A 21,930-nucleotide genomic window follows, 5' to 3' on the forward strand; every position below is an offset into this window, starting at 1 on the left:
TTGTGGTGCTTGGTGCTTTTGATGGCAGAGGCGGCTAGTGGCCGAGATGCTTGCAGCGTGGGCGAACGCCCGGAATGGTAGCCTGACCTTTCAATAACGTTACAACGATTCGTACGTTGACGCTGCGGGCATCGACTTGTCGTCGGCGCCCGGGACCCTTGGATGCCTGGTGCACTGCAGCAGGCGCACCCGTATGTTTCGGTTATGTATACTTGCGGGCAAAATTGCGGGCCGCCAGTCGCCGCCCGCGCCAATTTGTATCAAGTTATGTCCGCCTGCCATCCATTCTGGACGAAATGCGGACGTTTCTTCCGCGGCTTACACGCGTATTTTCTTGCGTTGTTCACGCGTACGTGACGCGTTTCTTACGTTTCTCGCCACTCGCTTCGCGCAACCGCTTCTCGCAATCGCTTCTCGCAACCGCTTCTCGCAACCGTTTCTCGCCATAATGACCCAGCTTTCCCAGTCCGCCCCTCCGTCGTCCGGCCCGCCTGGCCGTTGGGGCGCCGAAATCGGCACCGCCCTCGAGTCCGGGGAGACTTTCCTGGCCGGCCTCGAACTGGATCTGGACGAAAGGCTGCATTTTACCCAAGGGTGGCTGGTTGTGACCGATCGGCGCCTGCTGGCACGCGCCCCCGGCACTACCGTCGTGACCAGCTGGCCGATTGCGCCCGGACTGCAACTGATCCATGGCGACCATGCCGGTGTCGGCACGCTGGAGCTGCAGGACGGCAACGGTCGTCTGGCGCGCTGGCGCTATACGCTTGGTTACAATCCCGAGGCGCTGCGCCTGGCGGACCAGTTCGAGGCCCGGCGCGAACTGCTGGCCACCGGCCACGCGCCCGCCGCCAGCGAGGACGACGTCTGCCCGACCTGCAAGGCGCCGCTGCCGCCCGGCGACGACCCGTGCCCGCAATGCAGCCGCGACCTTGAAACCCCGCCGTCGACATGGGCATTGTTGCGCCTGTGGCGCTTTGCCCGGCCGTACCGCTTCGAGCTGCTGGCCGGCTTCCTGCTCACGCTGCTCAGTACCGCCGCCACGCTGGTGCCGCCGTATCTGACCATGCCGCTGATGGACAAGGTACTGATTCCGTTCCAGAACGGCGTGCCGATCGACTATGACCTGGTCAAGCTCTATCTGGCCGGCCTGCTGGGCGCGGCGCTGACCGCATGGGGCCTGGGCTGGGCGCGTACCTATCTGCTGGCGCGCGTGTCGGAGCGCATCGGCGCCGACCTGCGCACCACCACCTACCAGCACCTGCTCAAACTGTCGCTTGAATACTTTGGCGGCAAGCGTACCGGCGACCTGATGGCGCGCGTCGGCTCCGAAAGCGATCGCATCTGCGTTTTCCTGTCGCTGCACCTGCTGGACTTTGCCACCGATGTGCTGATGATCGTCATGACCGCGATCATCCTGATCTCGATCAATCCGTGGCTGGCGCTGGTCACGCTGGTGCCGCTGCCGTTTATCGCGTGGATGATCCATCTGGTGCGCGACCGCCTGCGGCATGGCTTCGAGAAGATCGACCGGATCTGGTCCGAAATCACCAATGTGCTGGCCGATACCATTCCCGGCATCCGCGTGGTCAAGGCGTTTGCGCAGGAAAAGCGCGAGGTCGAGCGCTTCCGCGAGGCCAACCGCCACAATCTGGCCGTCAACGACCGCGTCAACGCGGTGTGGTCGCTGTTCACGCCGACCGTGACCCTGCTGACCGAGGTCGGCCTGCTGGTGGTCTGGATCTTCGGCATCTGGCAGGTCTCCCACAGCGCCATCACGGTCGGCGTGCTGGTAGCGTTCCTGACCTATATCAGCCGCTTCTATACGCGTCTGGATTCGATGAGCCGCATCGTTTCGGTCACGCAGAAGGCCGCGGCCGGCGCCAAGCGCATCTTCGATATTCTCGACCACGTCTCGAGCGTGCCGGAGCCGGTGCGTCCCGCCCACCTGGCCAACGTGCAGGGCGCCATCGAGATGCGCGACCTCGGCTTCCGCTACGGCAATCGCGCGGTGATCCGCGGCCTCGACCTGGCGATCGCGCCGGGCGAGATGATCGGTCTGGTCGGGCACAGCGGCTCCGGCAAGAGCACCCTGGTCAACCTGATCTGCCGCTTCTACGACGTGTCGGAAGGTGCCATCCGCGTCGACGGCATCGATATCCGCTCGCTGCCGGTATCCGAGTATCGCCGCCATATCGGCCTCGTGCTGCAGGAGCCCTTCCTGTTCTTCGGCACGATTGCCGACAATATCGCCTACGGCAAGCCTGACGCCACGCGCGAAGAGATTGTCGCGGCGGCGCGCGCCGCGCATGCGCACGAATTCATCCTGCGCCTGCCGCACGGCTACGATTCGCTGGTGGGGGAACGCGGGCAGGCACTGTCGGGCGGCGAGCGCCAGCGCATCTCGATTGCGCGCGCACTGCTGATCGATCCGCGCATCCTGATCCTCGACGAAGCCACCTCGTCGGTGGATACCCAGACCGAGAAGGAAATCCAGAAGGCGCTCGACAACCTCGTGCAGGGCCGTACCACCATCGCCATTGCGCACCGGCTCTCCACGCTGCGCAAGGCGGACCGGCTGGTGGTGATGGATCGCGGCCGCATCGTCGAGGTCGGCAGCCACGACGAGCTGCTGGCCAGGGAAGGGGCTTACTACAAGCTATATCAGGCGCAGGCGCGTAACGTCGACGCCGAGGACGTCATCAGCGACGGTGCGTCGCTCGAAGCCGTGGAGGCCGCCAATGCACAATGACCAGATGTCCGCCATCGACTTCAGCCTGACGCGCAACCGCTTTGGTCGCCTCGTCATGACCCTCGCCGATGGCACCGCCCACGAGGGCGTGGTGCCGGTGCGCGCGTTTCCGATTGCCGCACCCGAGGACGGCGTCGGCATGGTGAGCACCGACGGGCGCGAACTGGCCTGGATTCCGCGCCTCGCGGCCTTGCCGGCCGACGTGCGCGCGCTGATCGAGGCCGAACTGTCCAGCCGCGAATTCATGCCGGAGATCGAGCGTATCGTCGCGGTGTCGACGTTTGCCACGCCGAGCATGTGGACGGTAAAGACCAATCGCGGCGAGACCACGCTGGTGCTGCGTGGCGAAGAAGATATTCGCCGGCTCTCGGGCAGCACGCTGCTGATTGCCGACAGCCATGGCATTCACTACCTGATCCGCGACCTCCTCGCGCTCGACAAGCCCAGCCGCAAGATCCTGGACCGCTTCCTCTGAGGGGAAGCGGCGCCGCGGATGGGCGCCCGGTGCAGGACGCTCAGTGCAGGAACGACGGGGCCTGGTCCTCGTCGTCCTCGTCCTCTTCCCAGTCCTCGTGCATCACTTCGGTCTCCGGCGCCATGTCCCATACCGCCGAATGAAACTGCACCGCGAACCACGCGCGGAACATGTCGAGCGACAAGGTGTCCGGCCACAGCTCATCGGTGAACCACTCGCCCAGCATGAATTCGAAGAACTGGCGCCACCGTTGCTCCACCCACTGCACCGCATGATCGGTGGAGTCGGCAAAGTCGGCCGGCACCAGGAAGACGCTCTCGTCGTCGCGCACGTCCTGCAGCGTCAGTGTTTCGATCGGCTCGGGATCGACGGCCAGGATCCAGTCGAGAAACGGCTGTTGCGGGACCAGGACGATCGCGCAACGATTGATGGTAAAGCGGGGATAGTCGGACATGGCAGGGCGCGGCTTGGGCGGCTTGGGCGGAATAGGATGCGGTATTGTAGCCGCCCGCCGGTGCTGGCTGCTGGTGCCGACCGCCGATGCCGACTGCCGACGCCGACCGCCGGTGCCGACAACCGGTGCCGACAACCGGGCCGACAACCGGGCCGGGCGGATAGAATCGCGTCATGCCTCGCTTCCCCCTCTCCCGTCTCGTCCTGTTGGCCAGCCTGGCCGGCGCCGCCATGCCGGCGGGCGCCGCCAGCGCCATGCCCGCCACCGGTCCTGCAGGTAACGCTCAGGCCGGGCAGGGCGTCTTCGCCAGCAAATGCGCCTCATGCCATCGCGTCGGACCCAACGCGCGCGGCGGCTTTGCCCCCCAGCTCAACGCCATTTTCGGCCGCAAGGCCGGCAGCACCGCCGACTACCGCTATTCCGACGCGATGAAAGCGTCGGGCGTGGTGTGGAACGACGACACGCTGCGCGCCTTCGTGAGGTCGCCAGGCAAGGTCGTGCCGGGTAACCGCATGCTGTTCTGGGGCCTGCGCAGCGACGAGGACATCGACAATCTGCTGGCCTATCTGCGCACCTTCCCGTAGCGCGCGCATCACGGTAGCGTCTTTGCAGTTCCGGTGCGACACGCTGTACGAATTGCGCGCGCGCCGCCGGCCCGTTTCCGCCAGATCGCCCCGTGCAGGGCACGGGGTATCACATGTGCCCTGCATTCGCACACGGCCAGGGGGCGGCATGGTTGTTGCGGCGGCAGTCTTGCCTGCCGTTCCACAACAACCATGGGAGATGGATCATGTTTTTGCACAACAAGCGACTGCAATACACCGTACGCGTGTCCCGGCCCGATCCCGGCCTGGCCAACCTGCTGCTGGAGCAGTTCGGCGGGCCGCAAGGGGAACTGGCAGCCGCCTGCCGTTACTTCACTCAGGCGCTGGCCGAAGAGGACCCCGGCCGCAAGGACATGCTGTTCGATATCGCCACGGAGGAGTTGAGCCACCTCGAAGTCATCGGCTCGATCATCGCCATGCTTAACCGCGGCGCCAAGGGCGAACTCGCGGAAGGCATCCAGCAAGAGGCGGAGCTCTATCGCGCGCTCTCGGGCCCCGGTAACGACAGCCACGTCACCCAGGTGCTCTATGGCGGCGGTCCGGCCCTCGTCAATTCGGCCGGTGTGCCATGGACGGCCGCGTATATCGATACCATCGGCGAACCGACGGCCGACCTGCGCTCGAATATCGCCGCCGAGGCGCGTGCGAAGCTGATCTACGAGCGTCTGATGAACGTCACGGACGATCCCGACGTGCGCGAGGCGCTTGGCTTTCTGATGACGCGCGAGGTCTCGCACCAGCAGTCGTTCGAGAAGGCGCTGTACTCCATTACGCCCAATTTCCCGCCGGGAAAGACCGCGGTCGATCCGAAGTTTGCCAACGTCTACTTCAAGATGTCGCAGGGCGAGGCGATGCGTGGCCCCTGGAATGCCGACAGCAATTTCGTGTTCGTCGAGGATCCGCCACCGGCGGTGGACGGTGGCGACGGCATGCCGCAGGTCACGCTGCCCAGCCAGCAACAGGACACGCTTGCGTCGATGGCCACACGGCTGCAGTCCGATATCGGCAGCGATCCCGTCACGGGCGCCGACCTCGGCCGTGGGGACATGGCAGACGAGACCGGCGACAACATGGACCGCGGTAGCGCTGCTGGCGCGAAACCGCGCGGCGAGCTCGGCTAGCGCGGCGCATCATGTCACCGCGCCAGGCCGTCACACCGCTGGTTGACACCGCCCACCACCATTGGCACCTGCATCCGGTTCGGCTCCTGGCAGGGCTCACGATCGTGGTGGGCGGCTTTCTTTCCCTCATCGGCGCCATCTGATGCGCACGCACGGCGCCGGCATCAAACGGCGCCGTGCGGTAACGACTGCATCGCAAACCTACAACCGCGACACCCCTGGCCACGCCGCGACCACCCGGCAACAACCCGGTAACAACCCCGGCGGGCACGCCTTGCCGCCCGGTGCGTTTTTTGCACGAGTGGCCCGGAACAGACTGGAGGATCGCACCATGGACACCAGACCATGCACACGTTGGCTCGCAGCCGCCATGATCGGCGCGCTGTGGAGCGCCGGCGCGCTGGGGCAGGCACCGGGCAATCGCGCCGACTACGGTGCGCGCGACAGCCGCATCGTCGGCCCTTCCGCGCCCGGCAGCGCGCCGGCGGCCAGGGGCGCCAACAACCCCGGCGGGCTCGGCAAGGGGCCGGCCGACATGCCGCCGGAGCCGGGCACTCGCGCGGGACTGCCTGGCGGCGCCCAGCGGGACCGCGCGCCTGCCGACGCCGCCGGCAAGGGTCCCACCAGCGGCCTCAATGGCCGGCCGCGCAAGGGTACGGGCGGCGCCACCATCGACCAGACCAGTCCGCCCGACACCAAGGCGCGCTGAGCCGCCCGCACGGTCTGGCACGGACGGTGCGTGTGCCCTGCTGTGCGGAGCTCAAGGGGACGCCATGAGAGATGTCATCGTGCTGGGCGGTTCGCGAGGGGCCTTTGCCGTGCTGCGCCAGCTGGCCGGCGCCCTGCCGGGCGGGCTCCAGGCCGCGGTCTTTCTGGTGCTGCATATCGGCAAACATCCTACGCAACTGGCGGAGTTGCTGACGTCATGGGGTCCTGTGCCGGCCACCTTCGCGCGCGACGGCGAGACCTGGGAGACGGGACGGGTCTATGTGGCGCCCCCCGATTGCCATATGACGGTGACGCGCGAGTCGATCCAGTTGTCGCGCGGCCCCAAGGAGAATTTCTCGCGCCCCGCGATCGACCCGTTGTTTCGTTCGGCGGCCGTGGCATTGCGCGAGCGCGTGGTGGGCTGCATTCTCAGCGGTGACCTCGACGACGGCGCAGCAGGTCTGGCCTTTGTACGCGCCTATGGCGGCTGCGCCGTGGTGCAGGACCCGGCCGATGCCGACGCGCGCTCGATGCCAACCGCCGCGCTTGCGGCCGCGGGCGGTGGCACGGTGGTGCCGGCGCGGGCACTGGCCGCGACGCTGGTGGAGCTGGTCTCGGCGTCGCCTGACACCGACGCGACCGGCGCGGCGGCCGATGCAACATCCAGGGGAGACGCAGCAATGGAACGGGATCTGGGTGCGCTGGGGACCGAAACCTCGATTGGCGCGCATAGCCACGCCGGGTTCGACATGCTCGACACGATCGGCGCGCGCGTGCCCCTGACGTGCCCCGAGTGCGGCGGCACCATGTGGCAGTTGCGCGATGCGCATCCGCTGCGCTTTCGCTGCCATACCGGCCATGCCTTCTCCGCGCTGACGCTGAGCAGCAGCGCGGACAAGGTGGCGGAGGACGCGGTCTGGAATGCCATCCGCATACAGAAGGAAAAGGCCATGCTGGCGCGCATGCGCGCGCACGAGGCAAGGCTTGCCGGCGACCAGGAGAGATTCCACATCGAGGCGTCACGCGTACGCCAGTGCGAGCGGGTGCTGTCGATCCTGGAGCAGGCGTTGTCTGACTAGACAAGTCAGATTCGCCCTGGCCGCCCGCGAAATTCTCACTCGCCCGCGTCAGCATTGGGGGGGTGTTGACCGATATAGTACAAAGGCCCGCGCATACGGTCGCGCGTGGGCCCGCTGACAGGAAGATGACTGACTACATGGATATGTCGACAACGAGCACGAAGACAAAGACGGATGCGCATGCGAAGGCCAAGCGGAGAGCCACCGTCATTTGTACGCGGGAAGACCGGATATTGCTGGTCTCCAAGGACGAATTGCGCTGGGCGCTGCCCGGCGGTCGGCCCGACAAGGGCGAGAGCCCTGCCGATGCGGCAGGACGGGAACTGTTCGAGGAGACCGGCATCAAGGCCCGCAAACTCACGTTCCTGTTTGAATTTACGGGAGCCACCACGCTGCACTATGTGTTCATGACGCGCCTGGACGAACTGGCGCGTGCCACGCCGCGCAACGAGATCGCCCATTGCCGCTGGCTCGCCAGCGGCAACCTCACGGACCTGGCCATCAGCCCGACCACCCGGCAAATCGTGCGCAACGCGTTGGCACTGGCCGGAGAGTGACCCGCACGGGTCCGCGCCACCGGCCTAGTCCAGCAACCGAGTCAACGCGGGTGGCAGGCCGGCATTCGGCTTTTGCGGCGGCCGCGCAAAGCTACCCGCGCGCGCACTGCCCGGTCGCAACGCGACCAGTGACTCGCAATGAAGCACGGCGCTGCTGACGCCATCGACCACCGGCACCGGAATCCTGCCCTGCAGCGAGCGCGCCAGGCCCGCCAGCGGGGCGCCGGCCACGATGATCACGTCGGCGCCGTCCTCATGCACGGCCTGCAGGCTCAGCGCCTCCAGCCTGACCGCATGGTCCTGCTGAACGCTGCCGATATCGCGCAGCGGCGACTGCAACGAGCGGATGCTCGCCAGACGCCCGGCCAGCCCGTTGGCGGCCACGCATGCGCGGTACCACGCCTCGATCCGATGCGAGATCGCGATAATCGAAAAGCGCTGGCCCAGCAGGCACGCGCTGGCCAATGCGGCCTCGGTCATGCCCACCACGGGCACATCGAACAACTCCTTGAGCCCGGCCAGGCCAGGATCGCCAAACGCGGCGACCACCAGCCCGTCGAAGCTGCCGGCATGCTCTGCGGCCGCGCAGGCGGTGGCGTAGCCGCCGACCAGCGCCTCGAAGCGGGTTTCGATATAGGCCACGCCAAAACTCGCGGTAGCCATCGTGATGCGGGTGTCCGGCGCCGCGGTGCGCCGGGCCTCGGCCTGGATCAGGTCGGTGACCGAGCCGCTGATATTGGGATTGACGATCAGAAGGTTCATGGGAGGTAGCAGTTGCGTGCGCGCGCCTCAGAGCTCGGGCTGTCCCGCCTCGAGGAAGTTGCCGCGCCCGGCGGCGGGTTCGAGATATTCGCCATTGCGCACGATCATGTCGCCGCGCGAGAACGTCGTCATCGGCCAGCCGGTGACTTCGATGCCTTCATATGGCGTGTAGTCCACGGCGTGATGCAGATGACGGTTGGCGATGCGTACCTTGCGCGACGGATCCCACAGCACGATGTCGGCATCGGCGCCCACGGCAATGGTGCCCTTGCGCGGATACAAGCCATAGACCCTGGCGGGCCGGTACGAGGTCAGCTCGACGAATTGATGCAGCGACAGCCTGCCGCGCTGCACGCCATCGAACAGCAGCGGCAGTCGGGTCTCGATGCCGGGCACGCCGTTGGGAATATGGTCGAACGGCTGGGTCGTGCCGCCCAGCTTCTTGCCCTCGGGATCGTCGTAGTTGAACGGCGCGTGGTCCGACGAGAACACGCTGAACACGCCATTGGCCAGTGCGCGCCAGACCGCCGCCTGGTTTTCCGGATCGCGCGGCGGCGGGCTGCATACGCACTTGGCGCCTTCGTAGCCGCCGTCGCCGGGCAGGCCCATGTCGTCGGCGGTCAGGTACAGGTACTGCGGGCAGGTCTCGGCCAGGATCTTCAGGCCGCGGCCCTGCGCCCAGCGGATCTGCTCGATCGCTTCCTTGCCCGAGACATGCACGATCAGGATCGGCACGTCGACCAGCTCCGCGAACGAAATCGCGCGATGGGTGGCTTCGCGTTCCACCACGGCTGGGCGGGCCAGGCCATGGAAGCGCGGCGCGATGCGGCCTTCGCCGGTGAGCTTGTCGGTGAGCCACGAGATGCAGTCGGCGTTTTCGGCATGCACCATGACCAGCGCCTGATGGCGGCGCGCGACGTCGAGCACCTCGAGCATCTCGCGGTCGGACAGCTTGAGGTCGTCATAGGTCATGTAGACCTTGAACGAGCTGTAGCCCTGGTGGATCAGTGCGGGCAGTTCGTCTTGCAGCACCGCGGGCGTCGGGTCGGACACGATCAGGTGGAACGCATAGTCGATCACGGCACGCCCCGCGGCGCGGCGATGGTAGTCGGCCACCGCCGCCTTCAACGAGTGGCCCTTCTCCTGCGCCGCGAACGGGATGACCGTGGTGGTGCCGCCGCAGGCCGCGGCGCGCGTGCCGGTGAAAAAATCGTCGGCCATGCGCATGCCGTCCGGCATCGGCTGGTCCAGGTGGCAATGGCCATCGACGCCACCGGGCAGCGCCAGCAGCCCGGTGGCGTCCACCTCCTGCCGCGCGGGCGGCAGATCGTGGCCAAGCGCCACGATCTTGCCGTGCCGGACGCCGATGTCGCAGCGAAAGCGGTCGGACGCCGTGACCACATCGGCATGGCGGATCACGAGGTCGAGGGTATGGGGTGCGGGCATGGTCCGGTCCTCCGAGGCAAAAGAAGGGTTACTCGACTTCGCGGAACAGGCGGCCCCAGCCCGTCAGCGCCCGCGTATCCACACCGGCCAGGCGCAGCGACTTCCACACCACGGTGGAGATCGTGTCGTAGAGCGGGATGCCGGTTTCGGCTTCCAGTTCCTCCGCCAGGTGCGCCGCGTGCAGGTTGGTACAGAACGTGGAGATGGCCTGCACCTCGCCGGTGGCGGCCACCTCGCGCACCATCGTGCGGATGGTGTCCGCCGTGACTTCGGCAAAGCTGTAATTCACATGCAGGCCCAGATGGCGCTCCGTGGCGCAGTCGAGGCCGTTGCGCTGGTAGTTGGCGATGATGCGCTGCTGCACATCGGCCAGGTACGGCGTGACCAGGCCGAAGCGGCGCACGGCGGTCTTCTCCAGGATGTCGTTCAGTGCCAGTACCGAGGTGGTGGCCGGAATGCCGGTGGCCTCGGTGATCTGCCTGCACAGCGACTGGTCGTGATGGAAGCCGAGCCAGCCGGACGACGTGCCGTTCCAGGCGATCACATCGACGCGCGCGTCGGCCAGCAGGCGGGCGGCGGCCAGGATCTTTTCGAGGTCGAACTGGCCCAGGGCCTGGTCACGCAATGAGATCTCGGTGACCGTAAAGCGCGAGAAATGTGCGCTGACGTTGGGCAGGCGGCTCACCATCGCGCTGGTGATGGGTTCCAGCGCGGTGTTGGAAGAGGGGGTCAGCATGCCAAGACGAATCTGCTTGCTCATGGTTTGTTCTCGGGAGTGAGCGGGCACCGTCTGGGGTGCGGTGCCTCGCGGGAGTGTTGCGAGGGGGACTACTGCTCGGGTTTGTCGTTGAAAGCGAGCTGGGTGCCCGGCACGCCCCGGCTGGCGCGCGCCAGTGCCAGTTCCTTGCGCAGCGCGGCCGCACGGCTGGCATCGGGCTTGACGGTATGGCCGGCCTGCAGCGCGGGCAGCACGTAGTCATTGACCATCCGGCGATACAGGTCGAGGTACTTCGCATCGCGCAGGCCGCCCTCGGTGGACATGATGCTGTTCATCACGATGACCGCGTTCTGCGCGGGCAGGACGGTGATGAACTGGCCCTTGTAGCCCATCGCGCTGAACTCGCGCTCCGACTTTACGATGTTGTTGACCCAGCAGTAGTAGCCGTAGTCGCGGGCCGGGCCCGAGGGCGTGGTCATCTGCGCGATCCATGCGGCGGGCACGATCTGCTGCCCATGCCAGCGGCCCTGGTCGAGCATCAGCATGCCCAGCCGCGCCATGTCGATCGCGCGCAGGCGCAGGCCCCAGCCACCCGACACCGCGCCCTTGCCGTCGACGCCGTCCCAGCGGAAGTGCGACATGCCGAGCGGCCGGAACAGGCGCTGTGCGGCGTACTGCTGCTCGGGCATGCCGGCCGCCTCGCCGATGGTGGCGCCGACCAGTATCGGGTTGACGTCGATATAGTCGAACTCGGTGCCGGGCGTGGTGCGCACGCTGGCCGCTGCCGCTACCTTGAGCCGGTCGGGCACGCCGTAGTACAGCGTGTCGGTGCCTTCGACGAGGCGGTACGACAGTCCGCTCGACATCGACATCAGATGGCGCAGCTGGATCTGCTGCTTGTCCGCCAGCGCGGGCGCAAGGTCCGGACGGGTCGCGGCGAGCCTGGACGCCGGCGCATCGGTGGCAGCCAGCTTGCCATCGCCCACCAGCGTGCCCACCAGCAGCGCGCTGATGAACTTGGTAACCGAGTACAACTCGTGGTGGTAGTCGCGCGCCAGGCCATCGCCGTAGCGTTCGAACACGAGCTTGCCATCCTTGACGATCAGGAGGCTGCGTACGTCGAGCTGGTCGCGGCGGATCCATTCGGACAGGGCCACCAGCCGCGTGGAATCGACGCCCAGGGCCTCGGGCTGCGCCAGCGGGATGCCGTCGGCGGTGGCCGGCTTGCCACCCGGTGCGGTGGCATATGGAGTGGCATATGGAGTGGCCGCGATGGCATGCAAGGCGCCACCGGCGGCGATCAGCGCCGTGGCGATCAACGACATTGGTTTCATGGCATTCTCCTGCGGTCGATGGACGGTATGCGGTGCCGCGGCGCGGCACCGGTTATCAGACCGGGATCTTCTTTTCGTAGTCGATGGCCGTGGAGGCCAGCAGCAGGCCCACCCCGGCGGCGGCAAAGAACATCAGCGCGAGGAAGTACGAGCCCGTGAACTGCACGATCATGCCGACGATGATGGGCACGCTGATGCCGCCGATATTGCCGCCCAGGTTCATCACGCCGCCCAGGAAACCGATCTTGTTACGCGTGCCCAGGATCGACGGGATACACCAGAACAGGCCGCACCAGCGCAGGAAGAACAGCGTCGAGGAGAGCAGGGCGACCACCACCACGGGGTTGGTCACATAGGCCACCGAGAAGATCGAGATCGTGGCCACCACGGCGGCGATGCCGAACAGCGTGCGCATCACCACGTTCGGGCGACCGCCGGCTTCCTTCCACTTGTCGGCAATCCAGCCGCCGATCAGTTCGCCGACAAAGCCGCAGAAGAAGATGATGAAGCTGGCGCCACCCATGGCCTTGATGTCGAAGCCATGCACCTTGTTCAGGTAGTTCGGCATCCACGTCAGCAGGCCGTAGAACACAGTGTTGAAGCACATCCAGCCGATCGCCATGCACCACACCGAGCGGTACTTGAAGAAGTCGAGCGAGCGGCCCGACAGGTTGGCAGGCTCGGCACGATGTTCGTTGGCCTGCGCCTCCTCGATATAGCGCGCCTCGATCTCGTTGACGCCGGCATGTTCGCGCGGCGAATTGCGGATGTACCACCACGCCATCAGCCCGGCGACGACGGTTCCCGCGCCGGCCACGACAAAGGCCAGACGCCACGAGCCCAGCGCCGCGATCAGCCAGGTAATGATGATGGCGCCGAGCGCCGCGCCCAGCGGCGCGCCGCCATCGAGCAGCGTGGCCCCGCGGCCGCGCTCGTTCTGGGTCATCCAGATCGCATTGAGCTTGCCGCCGGCCGGATAGATCGGCGCCTCGGCGGCGCCCAGGCCCAGGCGCGTCAGCAGCAGCGTCGTGGCCGAGGTGCAGACCGCGGCCAGCGCCTGGAACGCACCCCAGAACACGGTGGCGCAGGCAATCACGATGCGCGGCTTGTACTTGTCGGCCAACATCCCGCCGGGCACCTGCATCAGGGCGTAGGTCCAGAAGAAGGAACTCAGGATCAGCCCCTGCATGGCGGGGCTCAGGTCGAATTCCCTGGCGATCAGCGGCATCGCTACCGAGAGCGACGCGCGGTCGATGTAGTTGATGGCGATGAGGCATAGCATCATCAGGAAGATCTTCCAGCGGACGCTGCTGCGCGTGGCCGTCATCGTGGCGGCCTGGCTTGTGGTTGGCATGAGGGGTCTCCTGGCTCCTTTGGTACTGCGTTACGTATGCGAGGCGGTTTCTTCGAGGTGTGTTGCGCAACTGACCGCAGTATAGGATACGTAATCTGTAATTACAAAGCTTGTAAGTCTTTGATTTATATATTCATAGGGTAAGCACCAAGACGGTGTGATAGTCTTCGGACTGGTGCAGATTCCCTATTCTGGTGATGTCCGTGACACAAGCCCTTCCCAAATCCGCCCGCCTGCGCACACTGGGCATGTCCGCCGAAATCGCGGCAAGCCTGCGCACCATGATTCAGGAGGGCGAGCTGCCGCCGGGCGCGCGTATCGACGAGAAGGCGTTCTGCGACGCGTTCGATGTCTCCAAGACGCCGCTGCGCGAGGCGCTCAAGGTGCTGGTGGCGGAAGGTCTGGTGCTGCATCGCCAGTACATCGGCTATCGCGTGGCGCCACTCGACCTCGACGAACTGCGCCAGACCTTCGAGACGCTGCACGGCCTGGAGGCGCATGCGGGAGAGCTGGTGGCGCAGCGGCTCGACGAGGCGGCGCTGGCCAGGATCGAGCGCAAGCACCAGGCCATGATCGATGCGCACGAGGCCGGCAAGCGTACCGACTACTTCCGCATCAACCAGGAAATCCATCAACTGATCGTGGACAGCGCGGCCAACGCCGTGCTGTCGGGCATCTACGCCACGCTGATGAGCAAGGTGCATCGCGCGCGCGGTGCCGCCAATGCCGACCTGATGCGCTGGCAGGAGTCCCACGAGGAGCACGATGCCATCATGGCCGCGCTGCGCGAGCCGGGCCGGCCGCGGCTGGCCGGCATCCTGCGCGACCATTCCGAGAACACCGCGCGCGAAGTGCTGCGCGTGGTGGAACAGACGCTGGCGGAGCCGGCACGCACACAGCGCGCCGAGCCCGCGCCGCGCATGCCGCGCGGAGCCCGGTCCGTCTGAACGGGGCGTACGCCGGGTGAGGGTGCGCTGACACATCGGCATTGTCGCCCAGCGCATGCAGCGTGGCGGCCGGTCCCGCGCCCGGCAACGGCCCGATCGGCGCGCGCGGCTGGCTTGCGTAGTAGCGTGCAATGCTCGCGATATCGCCGTCGGTCAGGCCTTTTGCGATGGCGCCCATGACCGGCGATGGCCGGGTCCCGCGACGAAAGTCGAGCAGTTCCTTGACCGCGTATTCCGCCGGCATGCCTTCGAGCCGTGGCAAGGGCTGCGGTGCCGGCGCGCCTGGGGCGTGACAGGTGGCACATGCCGGCGTGGTCGCGCCCACTAGGATGCAGACCTGCGGCGAAGCCTTGGCGAAATGCTCGCAGCCGAAATTGGAACAGAAGCCGCAATACACGCACGCGCTCATCGGCAGGCCCTCGCTGTTCACGTACGGCCGCGTCGACAGCGCCGAGGGCCGGATATACGGGTGATAGCCGAGCGATGCGGCGGCGGTACCGAACAGCGCCGACGCAAACGGCACCTTCATCGGTGGATTGGGATATGGACGCGAGCGCCACGGCTCGAACGGATTGCCGCCCGGCTGACGCTGGCCTTTGAGGTTGCCGGCAAAACCGGATGCGCCGATCAGGTAATCGAAGCGATCGTAGAACGGTTCGAGCTCGTCATAGTTCAGTGGCCAGTCCTGTGCGGCGAGGTCCGCGTCGAAAATCCCGGCCCCGTAGCGCTGCGTATAGTGGCTGCGCAGCTTCAGGTCGGTCGGATCGAAGCGATAGCAGGCGCCGGACCAGTGATTGCCCGCGCCGCCAAGGTGCGTGGCGGGGTACGCGAACTGCCATCGTCGCATCGGCAACGCGGTCTGGTCGGTGCGATTGCGAAACGTAAACGTCTCCACCGCCGTGTCCTGGTGCAGCGCGTGGCGGCGCGTGTACTTGAGTTCGTCATGCACGGCCGGCGCCTGGAAGTCCGGCGATGGCCAGCGTGGCTGGCCGCGCTCCGCACCACCACGCGCGCGCCGTGCGCGGCCAGTTCCTTGCCGACGATGGAGCCGGTCCAGCCGCCACCGACGATGACGGCATCCACCGCGGGAAGTGTCTTGCTCATCGGACGGCTCCCGCGTCGTTGCTGGCCGGGCTGCGGCAGATCGTCTCGTCGGCGGCCGCCAGGAAGGTAACAGGGCGGTCGGGCGGCACTGTCATGCTCATCGCGTGCGGGGGCGCGGTGGCGATCGAAACCGGCGCGCGCGCGTAGGGCACGTTGTGACGCTCGATATCGTTGGCAAAGCTTGCCATCGCGCCCGGAAAGCCGACCAGCTTCCAGCCCGCCATATCGCGATTGCCGCCGTAGACCGGATCGGCAAAGAATCCTTCGATGGTGCCGTCGAGGAGCATCTGGAAGAACACCGCGCCAGGCAGCGCATCGAGCGCGAAGGAGCCGGCCTCGAGCCCGGCCAGGACCGCGTCCTGCGTGCCAGCCGCGAGTTGGGCGAAAGGGCGCCCGCCATACTGTGCGCGACAGGCACGGTCGAGCGCGGCGAGGCCGAGCCGATAGCATTCCGCCGGCGTCAGGGGTAGCTGGTAGCCCTGCTCGGGGGTCCCGGCCGGAAAGGGCCCTGACGGTAGAAGTTGGCGCCCGCGCCAAACGCGCCCGCCAGCTGCCGGTCGAGGAACGTCGTCACGCCGGCCTCTTTGGCACCGGGCCCGAGTTCATCCGCCGGAATCAGCCGCGCGACGATGGCATCGACGGTAATTTCTTCCTCGTGGTTGAAGAACAGCGCTACGGAATCTGCGTCGCGCGTGGCGTTGCCGGCAACCTCGTGGGCCGGCGCCGGCAGCAAGGCTGGTCCTTGTGCGCCGGCCAGCACTGTCGCCGTCGCGGGCACGGTGGCACCGATGACCTTCAGCAGACGGCGGCGTCCGGGCTTGAATGCTGGCTGCATGACTGCTCTCCAGGGAAAGAAAACCAGCGGGAACGCAAGAAGCTGACCATTGCCGGTGGCATACGCAGTGGCATGCATGGTGCTTGCACGCTCGCATCAGGAGCGCAGCCATGTACCGATATTCACCGTCCACACCGTCAGCGCGAGCCACGCACGCGACGCAGCCGACGCCATCGGCGCCACCAACGCCATCGCCATTGGCGCCAAATCTGCGAAGCCCGCGATACTGGCGCGACTCGCAAGCGAAGCGCGTGCTCGCGGTTGCCGCGATGCTGCTGTCGCTCCCGGCCGCGTCCGCGGTCCCCGCGGCGGGCACCGCGCCGAAGATGCCGGCGGCAAGCGCGCCCTACGCAGCAAGCGCGCCCCATGCGGCACGCGCGCACGACATGCCGGCACGCACGCCAGACCAGCGCCCGCACGGCGCGCCTGCGACGTCGGCATCCGCCGCCCAGGCCGGGTCCGCGCTACGTTCGGGTGGCGCGGGCGACAACCACGGCGCGCCCGGCACCGGTGCCGCCGCCGGTTCCGGCGGCGCGGCGGACATGCGCGGCGAGCCTGCGCGCCGGCGTTGAGCGACGCACGCGCCGGCGGGCGCCGCCTTTCCACTTCCCGAGCACGAACGACAAGGAGCAATCCATGAAAGCAGTGGTATTCCACGCCATCGGCGACATCCGGCTGGAGGACGTACCGGAGCCGCGCATCGAGCAGCAGGGCGACGCCATCGTGCGGCTTACCGCCAGCGCAATCTGCGGCACCGACCTTCACTTTATTCGCGGGACGATGGAGAGCATGAAGCCCGGCACCGTGCTTGGCCACGAAGGCGTCGGTGTGGTGGAGGCTGTGGGAAGCGACGTACGCAACCTCCAGGTCGGCGACCGCGTCGTCATTCCATCGACCATCGCGTGCGGCTATTGCTCGTACTGCCGCGCGGGCTACTACGCGCAATGCGATAACGCCAACCCGCACGGCAAGCAGGCCGGCACCGCATTCTATGGTGGCCCCGAACAGACCGGGCCCTTCAACGGCCTGCAGGCGGAAAAGGCGCGCGTGCCGATGGCCTCGGTCAATCTGGTGAAGCTGCCCGACGAAATCTCCGACGAGCAGGCCATCATGCTGTCCGATATCTTCCCGACCGGCTATTTCGCCGCGGACCTGGCCAGCATCGCACCGGGACACACGGTGGCGGTGTTCGGCTGCGGCCCGGTGGGACAGTTTGCAATTGCCTCGGCAAAGCTCATGCACGCGGGGCGCATCTTTGCCATCGACGCGGTGCCGGACCGCCTGGAAATGGCCCGAGCGCAAGGCGCCGAGACTATCGACTTCGATGCCGAGGACCCGGTCGAGACCATCCTCAAGCTCACCGGCGGCATCGGCGTGGATCGCGCCATCGATGCGGTCGGCGTGGATGCCGTACACGCCCATCACGGCCCGGCGGCGGCGGACCCGGCCAATCAGGAGGGCGAGCAGCTCAAGGCGCAACTGGCGCCGCACGCGCATCCGCACGACGGCAACTGGGAGCCCGGCGACGCCCCCGCGCAAGCGCTCCAATGGGCGGTCAAGAGCCTGGCGAAGGCCGGCACGCTGGCCATCGTCGGCGTCTATCCGCCGACCGACAACAGCTTTCCGATCGGCGCCGCGATGAACAAGAACCTGACGGTGCGGATGGGCAACTGCAATCACCGCGCCTATATTCCGCGGCTGATCGAGTATGTGCGCGCCGGCGCCATCGACCCGACCGCCATCCGGAGCCGTACTGAACCGCTGGTGGACGTGATCGCCGCATACGAGCAGTTCGACAGGCGCCAGCCCGGGTGGCTCAAGGTCATGCTTGCGCCTGTGGGGCAGGGCGCGTGAGGCGGTAGCCGGCGTTGGACCGGACTCGCAACGTCTGTGGTCCGAGCTGTCGCCCGATACGCTTGAGCAGCAGGTTGAGAAGCGCGAGCCTCAACAAGCGCGTGCGCGCGGCCTAGAGTAGGGTCATCCCCCAATCATCATGGAGCCGGAAAATGACCCACCGATGCCAACCGCCAAACCATGGCAACCTCGTCCTGCGCGCGACGGCGGCGCTGATGGCGCTCTGCATGTGGAGCGCCGTGGCAGCGGCCGAGCCGGCGGGCACGGTTGCGAAGCTCGCCGGCCATCGTGTCGCTGCCACGGAAACGACGGCAGCGACCGCGCGCACGATCGTCATGACGTCGGCCACCCGGTCGGTCCAGGTGCAGCCTGGCGAAACCGTTCGCTTCGATTTTGGTGCGACCTCCGCCATCTGGCGCTTCGCTCCGGATGAGCCCGAACACACCGTGTTGGAACTGATCAATCTCTTTCCCGAGATTCCCGCTGCGGAAGGCGTGTGGGTGCATCTGCAAAGCGCGAGGACGTATCGGGGCGTGCTGGGCGAATAGGATGGTCCCGGCCGCCATGCTTCCCGGCCATCTTTTCCCGTTTGCGGAAACCTGCGTGCAGGCGGCGTCAACAAATGACGTGCGCAAGCCAGATTCTCGCTGATCGGCAGGTAAGTTACTGCCAGGCCTGTGTCTTGTGACCTCGTCAGGCCGAGTGCTACTTTCACTGCCATCCCGAACGCGTTGACGCGGCGCGTTTCACTTCCAGCATTCTGGTATCGGACGCCATGCAAATGGCGTTCGTTTTTTCTGCGCTCTTGCAAACGGAGAATGCACATGTCTGCAGTGGAGAAGTTCGACGTACTCATCCTTGGCAGTGGACAGGGTGGCAAGTTGCTCGCCTGGCATCAGGCCCGGGCGGGTCGGCGAGTGGTAGTGGTGGAGCGGCAGTGGGTCGGCGGCTCGTGTCCGAGCGTCGCCTGTCTTCCGAGCAAGAACGAGATCTGGAGTGCGCGCGTCGCGCATGTTGCACGCCATGCCGGCGACTACGGCACGCGTACCGGCGATGTGACGGTGGACATGGCCGAGGTGCGCCGGCGCAAGCAGGCGATGATCGACGGCGAGACCGCATTTCACCTGCAGGCATACCGGGACAGCGGCGCCGAACTGGTGATGGGGAGCGGGCGCTTTGTCGCACCCAGGACGCTGGAAGTCAGTCTCAACGATGGCGGTTCGCGCACGCTCACGGCGGAGCAGGTATTCATCAACGTCGGCACGCACGCCGCCATGCCGGCGACGCCAGGCCTCGATGCCGTCCGGCCGATGACGCATATCGACGTACTGGAACTCGGCTATGCGCCGCCGCACCTGATCGTGCTCGGCGGCGGGTATATCGGCATCGAATTCGCACAGGCGTATCGCCGCTTTGGCAGCCGCGTGACGGTGATCGAATCGAATCCGCAGATCATGAGCCGCGAGGATGGCGATGTCGCGGAGGAGATGCGGCGCATTCTGGTGGAGGAGGGCATCGAGATCGTGACCGGCGCCGAGGTCCGCAAGGTATTCGGCCGGTCGGGCGAGGGCGTGGCGGTCGACGTACGCATTGCCGAGGGAGAGCACCACATCGAGCGCCGCATCGAGGGTAGCGATCTGCTGGTTGCGGTGGGCCGCGTGCCAAATACCGATGGCATCGGCCTGGCGGAAACCGGCGTGGCGCTCGACAGTCGCGGCTATATCCGCGTCAACGACCGGCTCGAAACCACCGCGCCGGGCATCTGGGCGATCGGCGAGTGCGCGGGATCTCCGCAGTTCACGCATGCCTCGGTGGACGACTTCCGCATTGTTCGCGACAACCTCGCCGGGGCCCGGCGCCGCACCTCGGAGCGCCTCGTGCCGTACTGCATGTTCACCGATCCGCCGCTCGCACGCGTAGGCCTGAGCGAACGCGACGCCGTGCGACAAGGCACCCGCGTCCGCGTGGCCACGTTGCCCATGAAGCAGGTCCTGCGCACGCAGGCCACAGCGGAGACGCAAGGCTTCATGAAGATACTCGTGGCCCAGGACGACGATCGGATCGTCGGCTTCACGATGATCGGCGCGGAGGCCGGCGAAGTGATGGCCGCCGTGCAGACCGCAATGCTCTCGGGCATGCCGTATCAGAAGCTGCGCGATGCGGTGATCGCCCACCTCACCATCGCCGAGGGACTCGGACCACTGCTGGCGGGAATTCCGGCGCGAAGCGAGTAATCCGGCTGGACGCCATGCCCGGATCGCGGGAGTCACGAGGAGACCCGCAAGTGATGACCCACAAGCCGGGCAAAAAAATCCCCAAGGGCAGTATTCCTTGGGGATTCCGGATTCCGGCACACGCTGGGGGGCGGTGCCGGACAATGGTAATCCCGCGCTTTTAACGCGGGGCGGAAGTAGAGACTATGCTGCGGCCAAGAGCCGCTGTTTTGGCGTCATGCCACCGATGCCCATGCAGTTGGTCGTGCATGAAGTCTATCGACCATACCGCGTTCACCGAGACTGGCACCGTCAACGGCTCCGGCGCCTGACGCACCAGTCTCCTGCGCGGCTTGATGCGCAGGTTGAGTTCCAGCTCCCGGTAAATCCGGTAGACGCGCTTATGGTTCCACCCGAAGCCCTTCACGTTGCGCAGATACAGGAAACTCAACCCAAATCTGCCAGCGCCTCAGCAACGATCTCGGCCTTGATTTTCTCTTCGACGTAGATCTTGCGCAGCCGGGTATTCTCTGCCTCCAGCTCCTTCATCCGCGCCATCAGCGACACATCCATGCCGCCGTACTTCCCGCGCCAGTTATAGAAGGTAGCCGTGCTGATGCCCATCTCGCGACAAATCTCCGGCACCGCCAGGCCCGACTCCGCGCGTTTGAGCGCCTCCATGATCTGGCTGTCCGTGAACTTCGACTTCTTCATCCGTAGAACCCCTTTTGCTGGAATATTCTACTTGCCGACCCGCTTATCCAGCGGGGGGATTACCCCTGAGCCCGATCGCATACCGGGAGAGTCTCGGAATCGCGGCATAAAACAGTCCAAGATTCTTGCCGCACCCCCGGTGGGTCAGTTTTACTTCGGCGCTAACAGGTGCTCGACCAGCTGCGGGCGATCTTGCGCGCTCCGAATCTCCTGGGTGAGATCCTGCCGCAGGCGATCAAGCTCGACCCGACCTTGGACGAAGCCAAGATCACCGTGGCCATGACCCGACTCGACGCGATTTGGGATCAACTGTTCCCGGCGGAGCAGACACGGATCGTGAAATTGCTGGTCGAGAAGGTGATCGTGTCGCCCAACGACCTCGAAGTACGACTGCGCGCCAACGGCATCGAATGGCTGGTGCTGGAACTGCGTCCCGAGCCGGTCGAGCAAACTGAGGAGGCCCTGGCATGAGCGACATCCGCATCCAGAAAACTGGCGAGCCGGACATCGTTGAGGCGAGTGGTGGCCGGCTGACCCTGTCGGTACCGATCCAGATCAAGCGCCGTAGTGGCCGCAAGCTGGTCACCTTGCCGAACGGCGAAACCGCACCGGTCAGACCGTGGGATGTGGCACCGACATCCATCCAACTGGCACTGGCCAGGGGCCACCGCTGGCTGGCCATGCTGGAATCGGGGGAAGCAAAGTCCTTGAAGGAGATCGCCACGCGGGAGGACATCGACCACAGCTACGTCAGCCGTATGGTCAACCTGACTACGCTGGCGCCCGATGTCGTGGCGGCCATCCTGGACGACGCACTTCCGAACCACATCACGTTGTTCGACCTGGCGGTTGATCCACCCGCGCTGTGGGATGAGCAGCGAGCACGGGTCGGGCTTTGACT

The 21,930-nt window shown here is 66.3% G+C and carries 22 protein-coding genes and 1 pseudogene; 14 read left to right on the forward strand and 9 right to left on the reverse strand.

Features of this window, described 5'->3' with window-relative positions; translation table 11 throughout:
• The first annotated feature begins 448 nt into the window (after nt 1–448).
• Nucleotides 449–2,749, forward strand: coding sequence for an ABC transporter ATP-binding protein (locus DFLDMN_RS18495; protein WP_423196314.1), 2,301 nt, complete (start codon nt 449–451; stop codon nt 2,747–2,749).
• A 4-nt stretch (nt 2,750–2,753) separates the two neighbouring features.
• Nucleotides 2,754–3,224 (forward strand): DUF1854 domain-containing protein, encoded by a 471-nt coding sequence (locus DFLDMN_RS18500; protein WP_423198471.1) that lies wholly within the window; start codon nt 2,754–2,756, stop codon nt 3,222–3,224.
• 40 nt (nt 3,225–3,264) lie between these two features.
• On the opposite strand, the gene DFLDMN_RS18505 is transcribed toward DFLDMN_RS18500, so the two are convergent.
• The gene (locus tag DFLDMN_RS18505) at nt 3,265–3,678 is read right to left on the reverse strand and encodes a hypothetical protein (protein WP_423196315.1); all 414 of its coding nucleotides are present in this window, start codon (nt 3,676–3,678) and stop codon (nt 3,265–3,267) included.
• 230 nt (nt 3,679–3,908) lie between these two features.
• On the opposite strand from DFLDMN_RS18505, the gene DFLDMN_RS18510 reads away from it, so the two are divergent.
• From DFLDMN_RS18510 to DFLDMN_RS18530, 5 genes are all read left to right on the forward strand, one after another.
• A complete protein-coding gene (locus DFLDMN_RS18510) occupies nt 3,909–4,262 on the forward strand; it encodes a c-type cytochrome (RefSeq protein WP_423198472.1) in 354 nt (117 codons plus the stop codon).
• 206 nt (nt 4,263–4,468) lie between these two features.
• The gene (locus DFLDMN_RS18515) at nt 4,469–5,404 is read left to right on the forward strand and encodes a manganese catalase family protein (protein WP_423196316.1); all 936 of its coding nucleotides are present in this window, start codon (nt 4,469–4,471) and stop codon (nt 5,402–5,404) included.
• A gap of 331 nt (nt 5,405–5,735) precedes the next feature.
• Nucleotides 5,736–6,113, forward strand: coding sequence for a hypothetical protein (locus DFLDMN_RS18520; RefSeq protein WP_423196317.1), 378 nt, complete (start codon nt 5,736–5,738; stop codon nt 6,111–6,113).
• A gap of 64 nt (nt 6,114–6,177) precedes the next feature.
• Nucleotides 6,178–7,191, forward strand: a complete 1,014-nt coding sequence (locus tag DFLDMN_RS18525) for a chemotaxis protein CheB (protein ID WP_423196318.1) — start codon at nt 6,178–6,180, stop codon at nt 7,189–7,191.
• Nucleotides 7,192–7,316: 125 nt separating this feature from the next.
• Entirely contained in the window at nt 7,317–7,748 is a 432-nt protein-coding gene (locus DFLDMN_RS18530; RefSeq protein ID WP_423196319.1) for an NUDIX hydrolase, read from the forward strand.
• A 24-nt stretch (nt 7,749–7,772) separates the two neighbouring features.
• Here the strand turns inward: DFLDMN_RS18530 and DFLDMN_RS18535 are convergent, their stop codons facing one another.
• The 5 genes from DFLDMN_RS18535 to DFLDMN_RS18555 form a co-directional block, all read right to left on the reverse strand.
• Complete coding sequence (locus tag DFLDMN_RS18535) at nt 7,773–8,510, reverse strand: aspartate/glutamate racemase family protein (RefSeq protein ID WP_423196320.1); 738 nt, start codon at nt 8,508–8,510, stop codon at nt 7,773–7,775.
• Between the two features lie 27 nt (nt 8,511–8,537).
• On the reverse strand, nt 8,538–9,956 hold the full coding sequence (hydA, locus tag DFLDMN_RS18540) for a dihydropyrimidinase (protein ID WP_423196321.1): 1,419 nt from the start codon (nt 9,954–9,956) through the stop codon (nt 8,538–8,540).
• A gap of 28 nt (nt 9,957–9,984) precedes the next feature.
• The gene (locus DFLDMN_RS18545) at nt 9,985–10,716 is read right to left on the reverse strand and encodes a maleate cis-trans isomerase family protein (RefSeq protein WP_423196322.1); all 732 of its coding nucleotides are present in this window, start codon (nt 10,714–10,716) and stop codon (nt 9,985–9,987) included.
• 68 nt (nt 10,717–10,784) lie between these two features.
• Nucleotides 10,785–11,999 carry a serine hydrolase domain-containing protein gene (locus tag DFLDMN_RS18550; protein WP_423198473.1) on the reverse strand — a complete coding sequence of 405 codons (1,215 nt, stop codon included), beginning with the start codon at nt 11,997–11,999 and terminating at the stop codon, nt 10,785–10,787.
• A 64-nt stretch (nt 12,000–12,063) separates the two neighbouring features.
• A complete protein-coding gene (locus DFLDMN_RS18555; RefSeq protein ID WP_423196323.1) occupies nt 12,064–13,362 on the reverse strand; it encodes an MFS transporter in 1,299 nt (432 codons plus the stop codon).
• Nucleotides 13,363–13,559: 197 nt separating this feature from the next.
• On the opposite strand from DFLDMN_RS18555, the gene DFLDMN_RS18560 reads away from it, so the two are divergent.
• The gene (locus tag DFLDMN_RS18560) at nt 13,560–14,309 is read left to right on the forward strand and encodes a GntR family transcriptional regulator (protein ID WP_423196324.1); all 750 of its coding nucleotides are present in this window, start codon (nt 13,560–13,562) and stop codon (nt 14,307–14,309) included.
• 1,100 nt (nt 14,310–15,409) lie between these two features.
• Here the strand turns inward: DFLDMN_RS18560 and DFLDMN_RS18565 are convergent.
• Together DFLDMN_RS18565 and DFLDMN_RS18570 are read right to left on the reverse strand one after the other, a co-directional pair.
• A complete protein-coding gene (locus tag DFLDMN_RS18565; protein WP_423198474.1) occupies nt 15,410–15,877 on the reverse strand; it encodes a gluconate 2-dehydrogenase subunit 3 family protein in 468 nt (155 codons plus the stop codon).
• A complete protein-coding gene (locus DFLDMN_RS18570; RefSeq protein ID WP_423196325.1) occupies nt 15,874–16,248 on the reverse strand; it encodes a gluconate 2-dehydrogenase subunit 3 family protein in 375 nt (124 codons plus the stop codon). Before DFLDMN_RS18570 ends, DFLDMN_RS18565 begins: the two co-directional genes overlap by 4 nt.
• Nucleotides 16,249–16,499: 251 nt before the next feature.
• Here DFLDMN_RS18570 and DFLDMN_RS18575 point away from each other — a divergent pair, with 251 nt between their 5' ends.
• From DFLDMN_RS18575 to DFLDMN_RS18590, 4 genes are all read left to right on the forward strand, one after another.
• Nucleotides 16,500–16,820 (forward strand): hypothetical protein, encoded by a 321-nt coding sequence (locus tag DFLDMN_RS18575; protein ID WP_423196326.1) that lies wholly within the window; start codon nt 16,500–16,502, stop codon nt 16,818–16,820.
• A gap of 64 nt (nt 16,821–16,884) precedes the next feature.
• On the forward strand, nt 16,885–18,102 hold the full coding sequence (locus DFLDMN_RS18580; protein ID WP_423196327.1) for a zinc-dependent alcohol dehydrogenase: 1,218 nt from the start codon (nt 16,885–16,887) through the stop codon (nt 18,100–18,102).
• A gap of 152 nt (nt 18,103–18,254) precedes the next feature.
• A complete protein-coding gene (locus DFLDMN_RS18585) occupies nt 18,255–18,650 on the forward strand; it encodes a CzcE family metal-binding protein (protein WP_423196328.1) in 396 nt (131 codons plus the stop codon).
• 276 nt (nt 18,651–18,926) lie between these two features.
• Nucleotides 18,927–20,336, forward strand: a complete 1,410-nt coding sequence (locus tag DFLDMN_RS18590; RefSeq protein ID WP_423196329.1) for a mercuric reductase — start codon at nt 18,927–18,929, stop codon at nt 20,334–20,336.
• A 223-nt stretch (nt 20,337–20,559) separates the two neighbouring features.
• Here the strand turns inward: DFLDMN_RS18590 and DFLDMN_RS18595 are convergent.
• A pseudogene (locus tag DFLDMN_RS18595) lies at nt 20,560–21,029 on the reverse strand (transposase); the annotation flags it as partial.
• Between the two features lie 168 nt (nt 21,030–21,197).
• Here DFLDMN_RS18595 and DFLDMN_RS18600 point away from each other — a divergent pair.
• Complete coding sequence (locus DFLDMN_RS18600) at nt 21,198–21,500, forward strand: hypothetical protein (protein WP_423196330.1); 303 nt, start codon at nt 21,198–21,200, stop codon at nt 21,498–21,500.
• A complete protein-coding gene (locus tag DFLDMN_RS18605; protein ID WP_423196331.1) occupies nt 21,497–21,928 on the forward strand; it encodes a LacI family transcriptional regulator in 432 nt (143 codons plus the stop codon). Before DFLDMN_RS18600 ends, DFLDMN_RS18605 begins: the two co-directional genes overlap by 4 nt.
• The last annotated feature ends 2 nt before the right edge of the window (nt 21,929–21,930 follow it).

Source organism: Cupriavidus sp. H19C3 (assembly GCF_049393815.1).
Lineage (GTDB): Bacteria > Pseudomonadota > Gammaproteobacteria > Burkholderiales > Burkholderiaceae > Cupriavidus.

Excerpts from the sequence above, each read along its gene's own strand:
- DFLDMN_RS18605 (WP_423196331.1), top strand. The coding sequence starts at position 21,497 with ATGAGCGACATCCGCATCCAGAAAACTGGCGAGCCGGACATCGTTGAG.
- DFLDMN_RS18535 (WP_423196320.1), bottom strand. The coding sequence starts at position 8,510 with ATGAACCTTCTGATCGTCAATCCCAATATCAGCGGCTCGGTCACCGAC.
- hydA (WP_423196321.1), bottom strand. The coding sequence starts at position 9,956 with ATGCCCGCACCCCATACCCTCGACCTCGTGATCCGCCATGCCGATGTG.
- DFLDMN_RS18585 (WP_423196328.1), top strand. The coding sequence starts at position 18,255 with ATGACCCACCGATGCCAACCGCCAAACCATGGCAACCTCGTCCTGCGC.
- DFLDMN_RS18525 (WP_423196318.1), top strand. The coding sequence starts at position 6,178 with ATGAGAGATGTCATCGTGCTGGGCGGTTCGCGAGGGGCCTTTGCCGTG.
- DFLDMN_RS18580 (WP_423196327.1), top strand. The coding sequence starts at position 16,885 with ATGAAAGCAGTGGTATTCCACGCCATCGGCGACATCCGGCTGGAGGAC.
- DFLDMN_RS18505 (WP_423196315.1), bottom strand. The coding sequence starts at position 3,678 with ATGTCCGACTATCCCCGCTTTACCATCAATCGTTGCGCGATCGTCCTG.
- DFLDMN_RS18550 (WP_423198473.1), bottom strand. The coding sequence starts at position 11,999 with ATGTCGTTGATCGCCACGGCGCTGATCGCCGCCGGTGGCGCCTTGCAT.
- DFLDMN_RS18590 (WP_423196329.1), top strand. The coding sequence starts at position 18,927 with ATGTCTGCAGTGGAGAAGTTCGACGTACTCATCCTTGGCAGTGGACAG.
- DFLDMN_RS18515 (WP_423196316.1), top strand. The coding sequence starts at position 4,469 with ATGTTTTTGCACAACAAGCGACTGCAATACACCGTACGCGTGTCCCGG.
- DFLDMN_RS18560 (WP_423196324.1), top strand. The coding sequence starts at position 13,560 with ATGTCCGTGACACAAGCCCTTCCCAAATCCGCCCGCCTGCGCACACTG.
- DFLDMN_RS18500 (WP_423198471.1), top strand. The coding sequence starts at position 2,754 with ATGTCCGCCATCGACTTCAGCCTGACGCGCAACCGCTTTGGTCGCCTC.
- DFLDMN_RS18545 (WP_423196322.1), bottom strand. The coding sequence starts at position 10,716 with ATGAGCAAGCAGATTCGTCTTGGCATGCTGACCCCCTCTTCCAACACC.
- DFLDMN_RS18570 (WP_423196325.1), bottom strand. The coding sequence starts at position 16,248 with ATGCAGCCAGCATTCAAGCCCGGACGCCGCCGTCTGCTGAAGGTCATC.
- DFLDMN_RS18520 (WP_423196317.1), top strand. The coding sequence starts at position 5,736 with ATGGACACCAGACCATGCACACGTTGGCTCGCAGCCGCCATGATCGGC.
- DFLDMN_RS18510 (WP_423198472.1), top strand. The coding sequence starts at position 3,909 with ATGCCGGCGGGCGCCGCCAGCGCCATGCCCGCCACCGGTCCTGCAGGT.
- DFLDMN_RS18555 (WP_423196323.1), bottom strand. The coding sequence starts at position 13,362 with ATGCCAACCACAAGCCAGGCCGCCACGATGACGGCCACGCGCAGCAGC.
- DFLDMN_RS18495 (WP_423196314.1), top strand. The coding sequence starts at position 449 with ATGACCCAGCTTTCCCAGTCCGCCCCTCCGTCGTCCGGCCCGCCTGGC.
- DFLDMN_RS18530 (WP_423196319.1), top strand. The coding sequence starts at position 7,317 with ATGACTGACTACATGGATATGTCGACAACGAGCACGAAGACAAAGACG.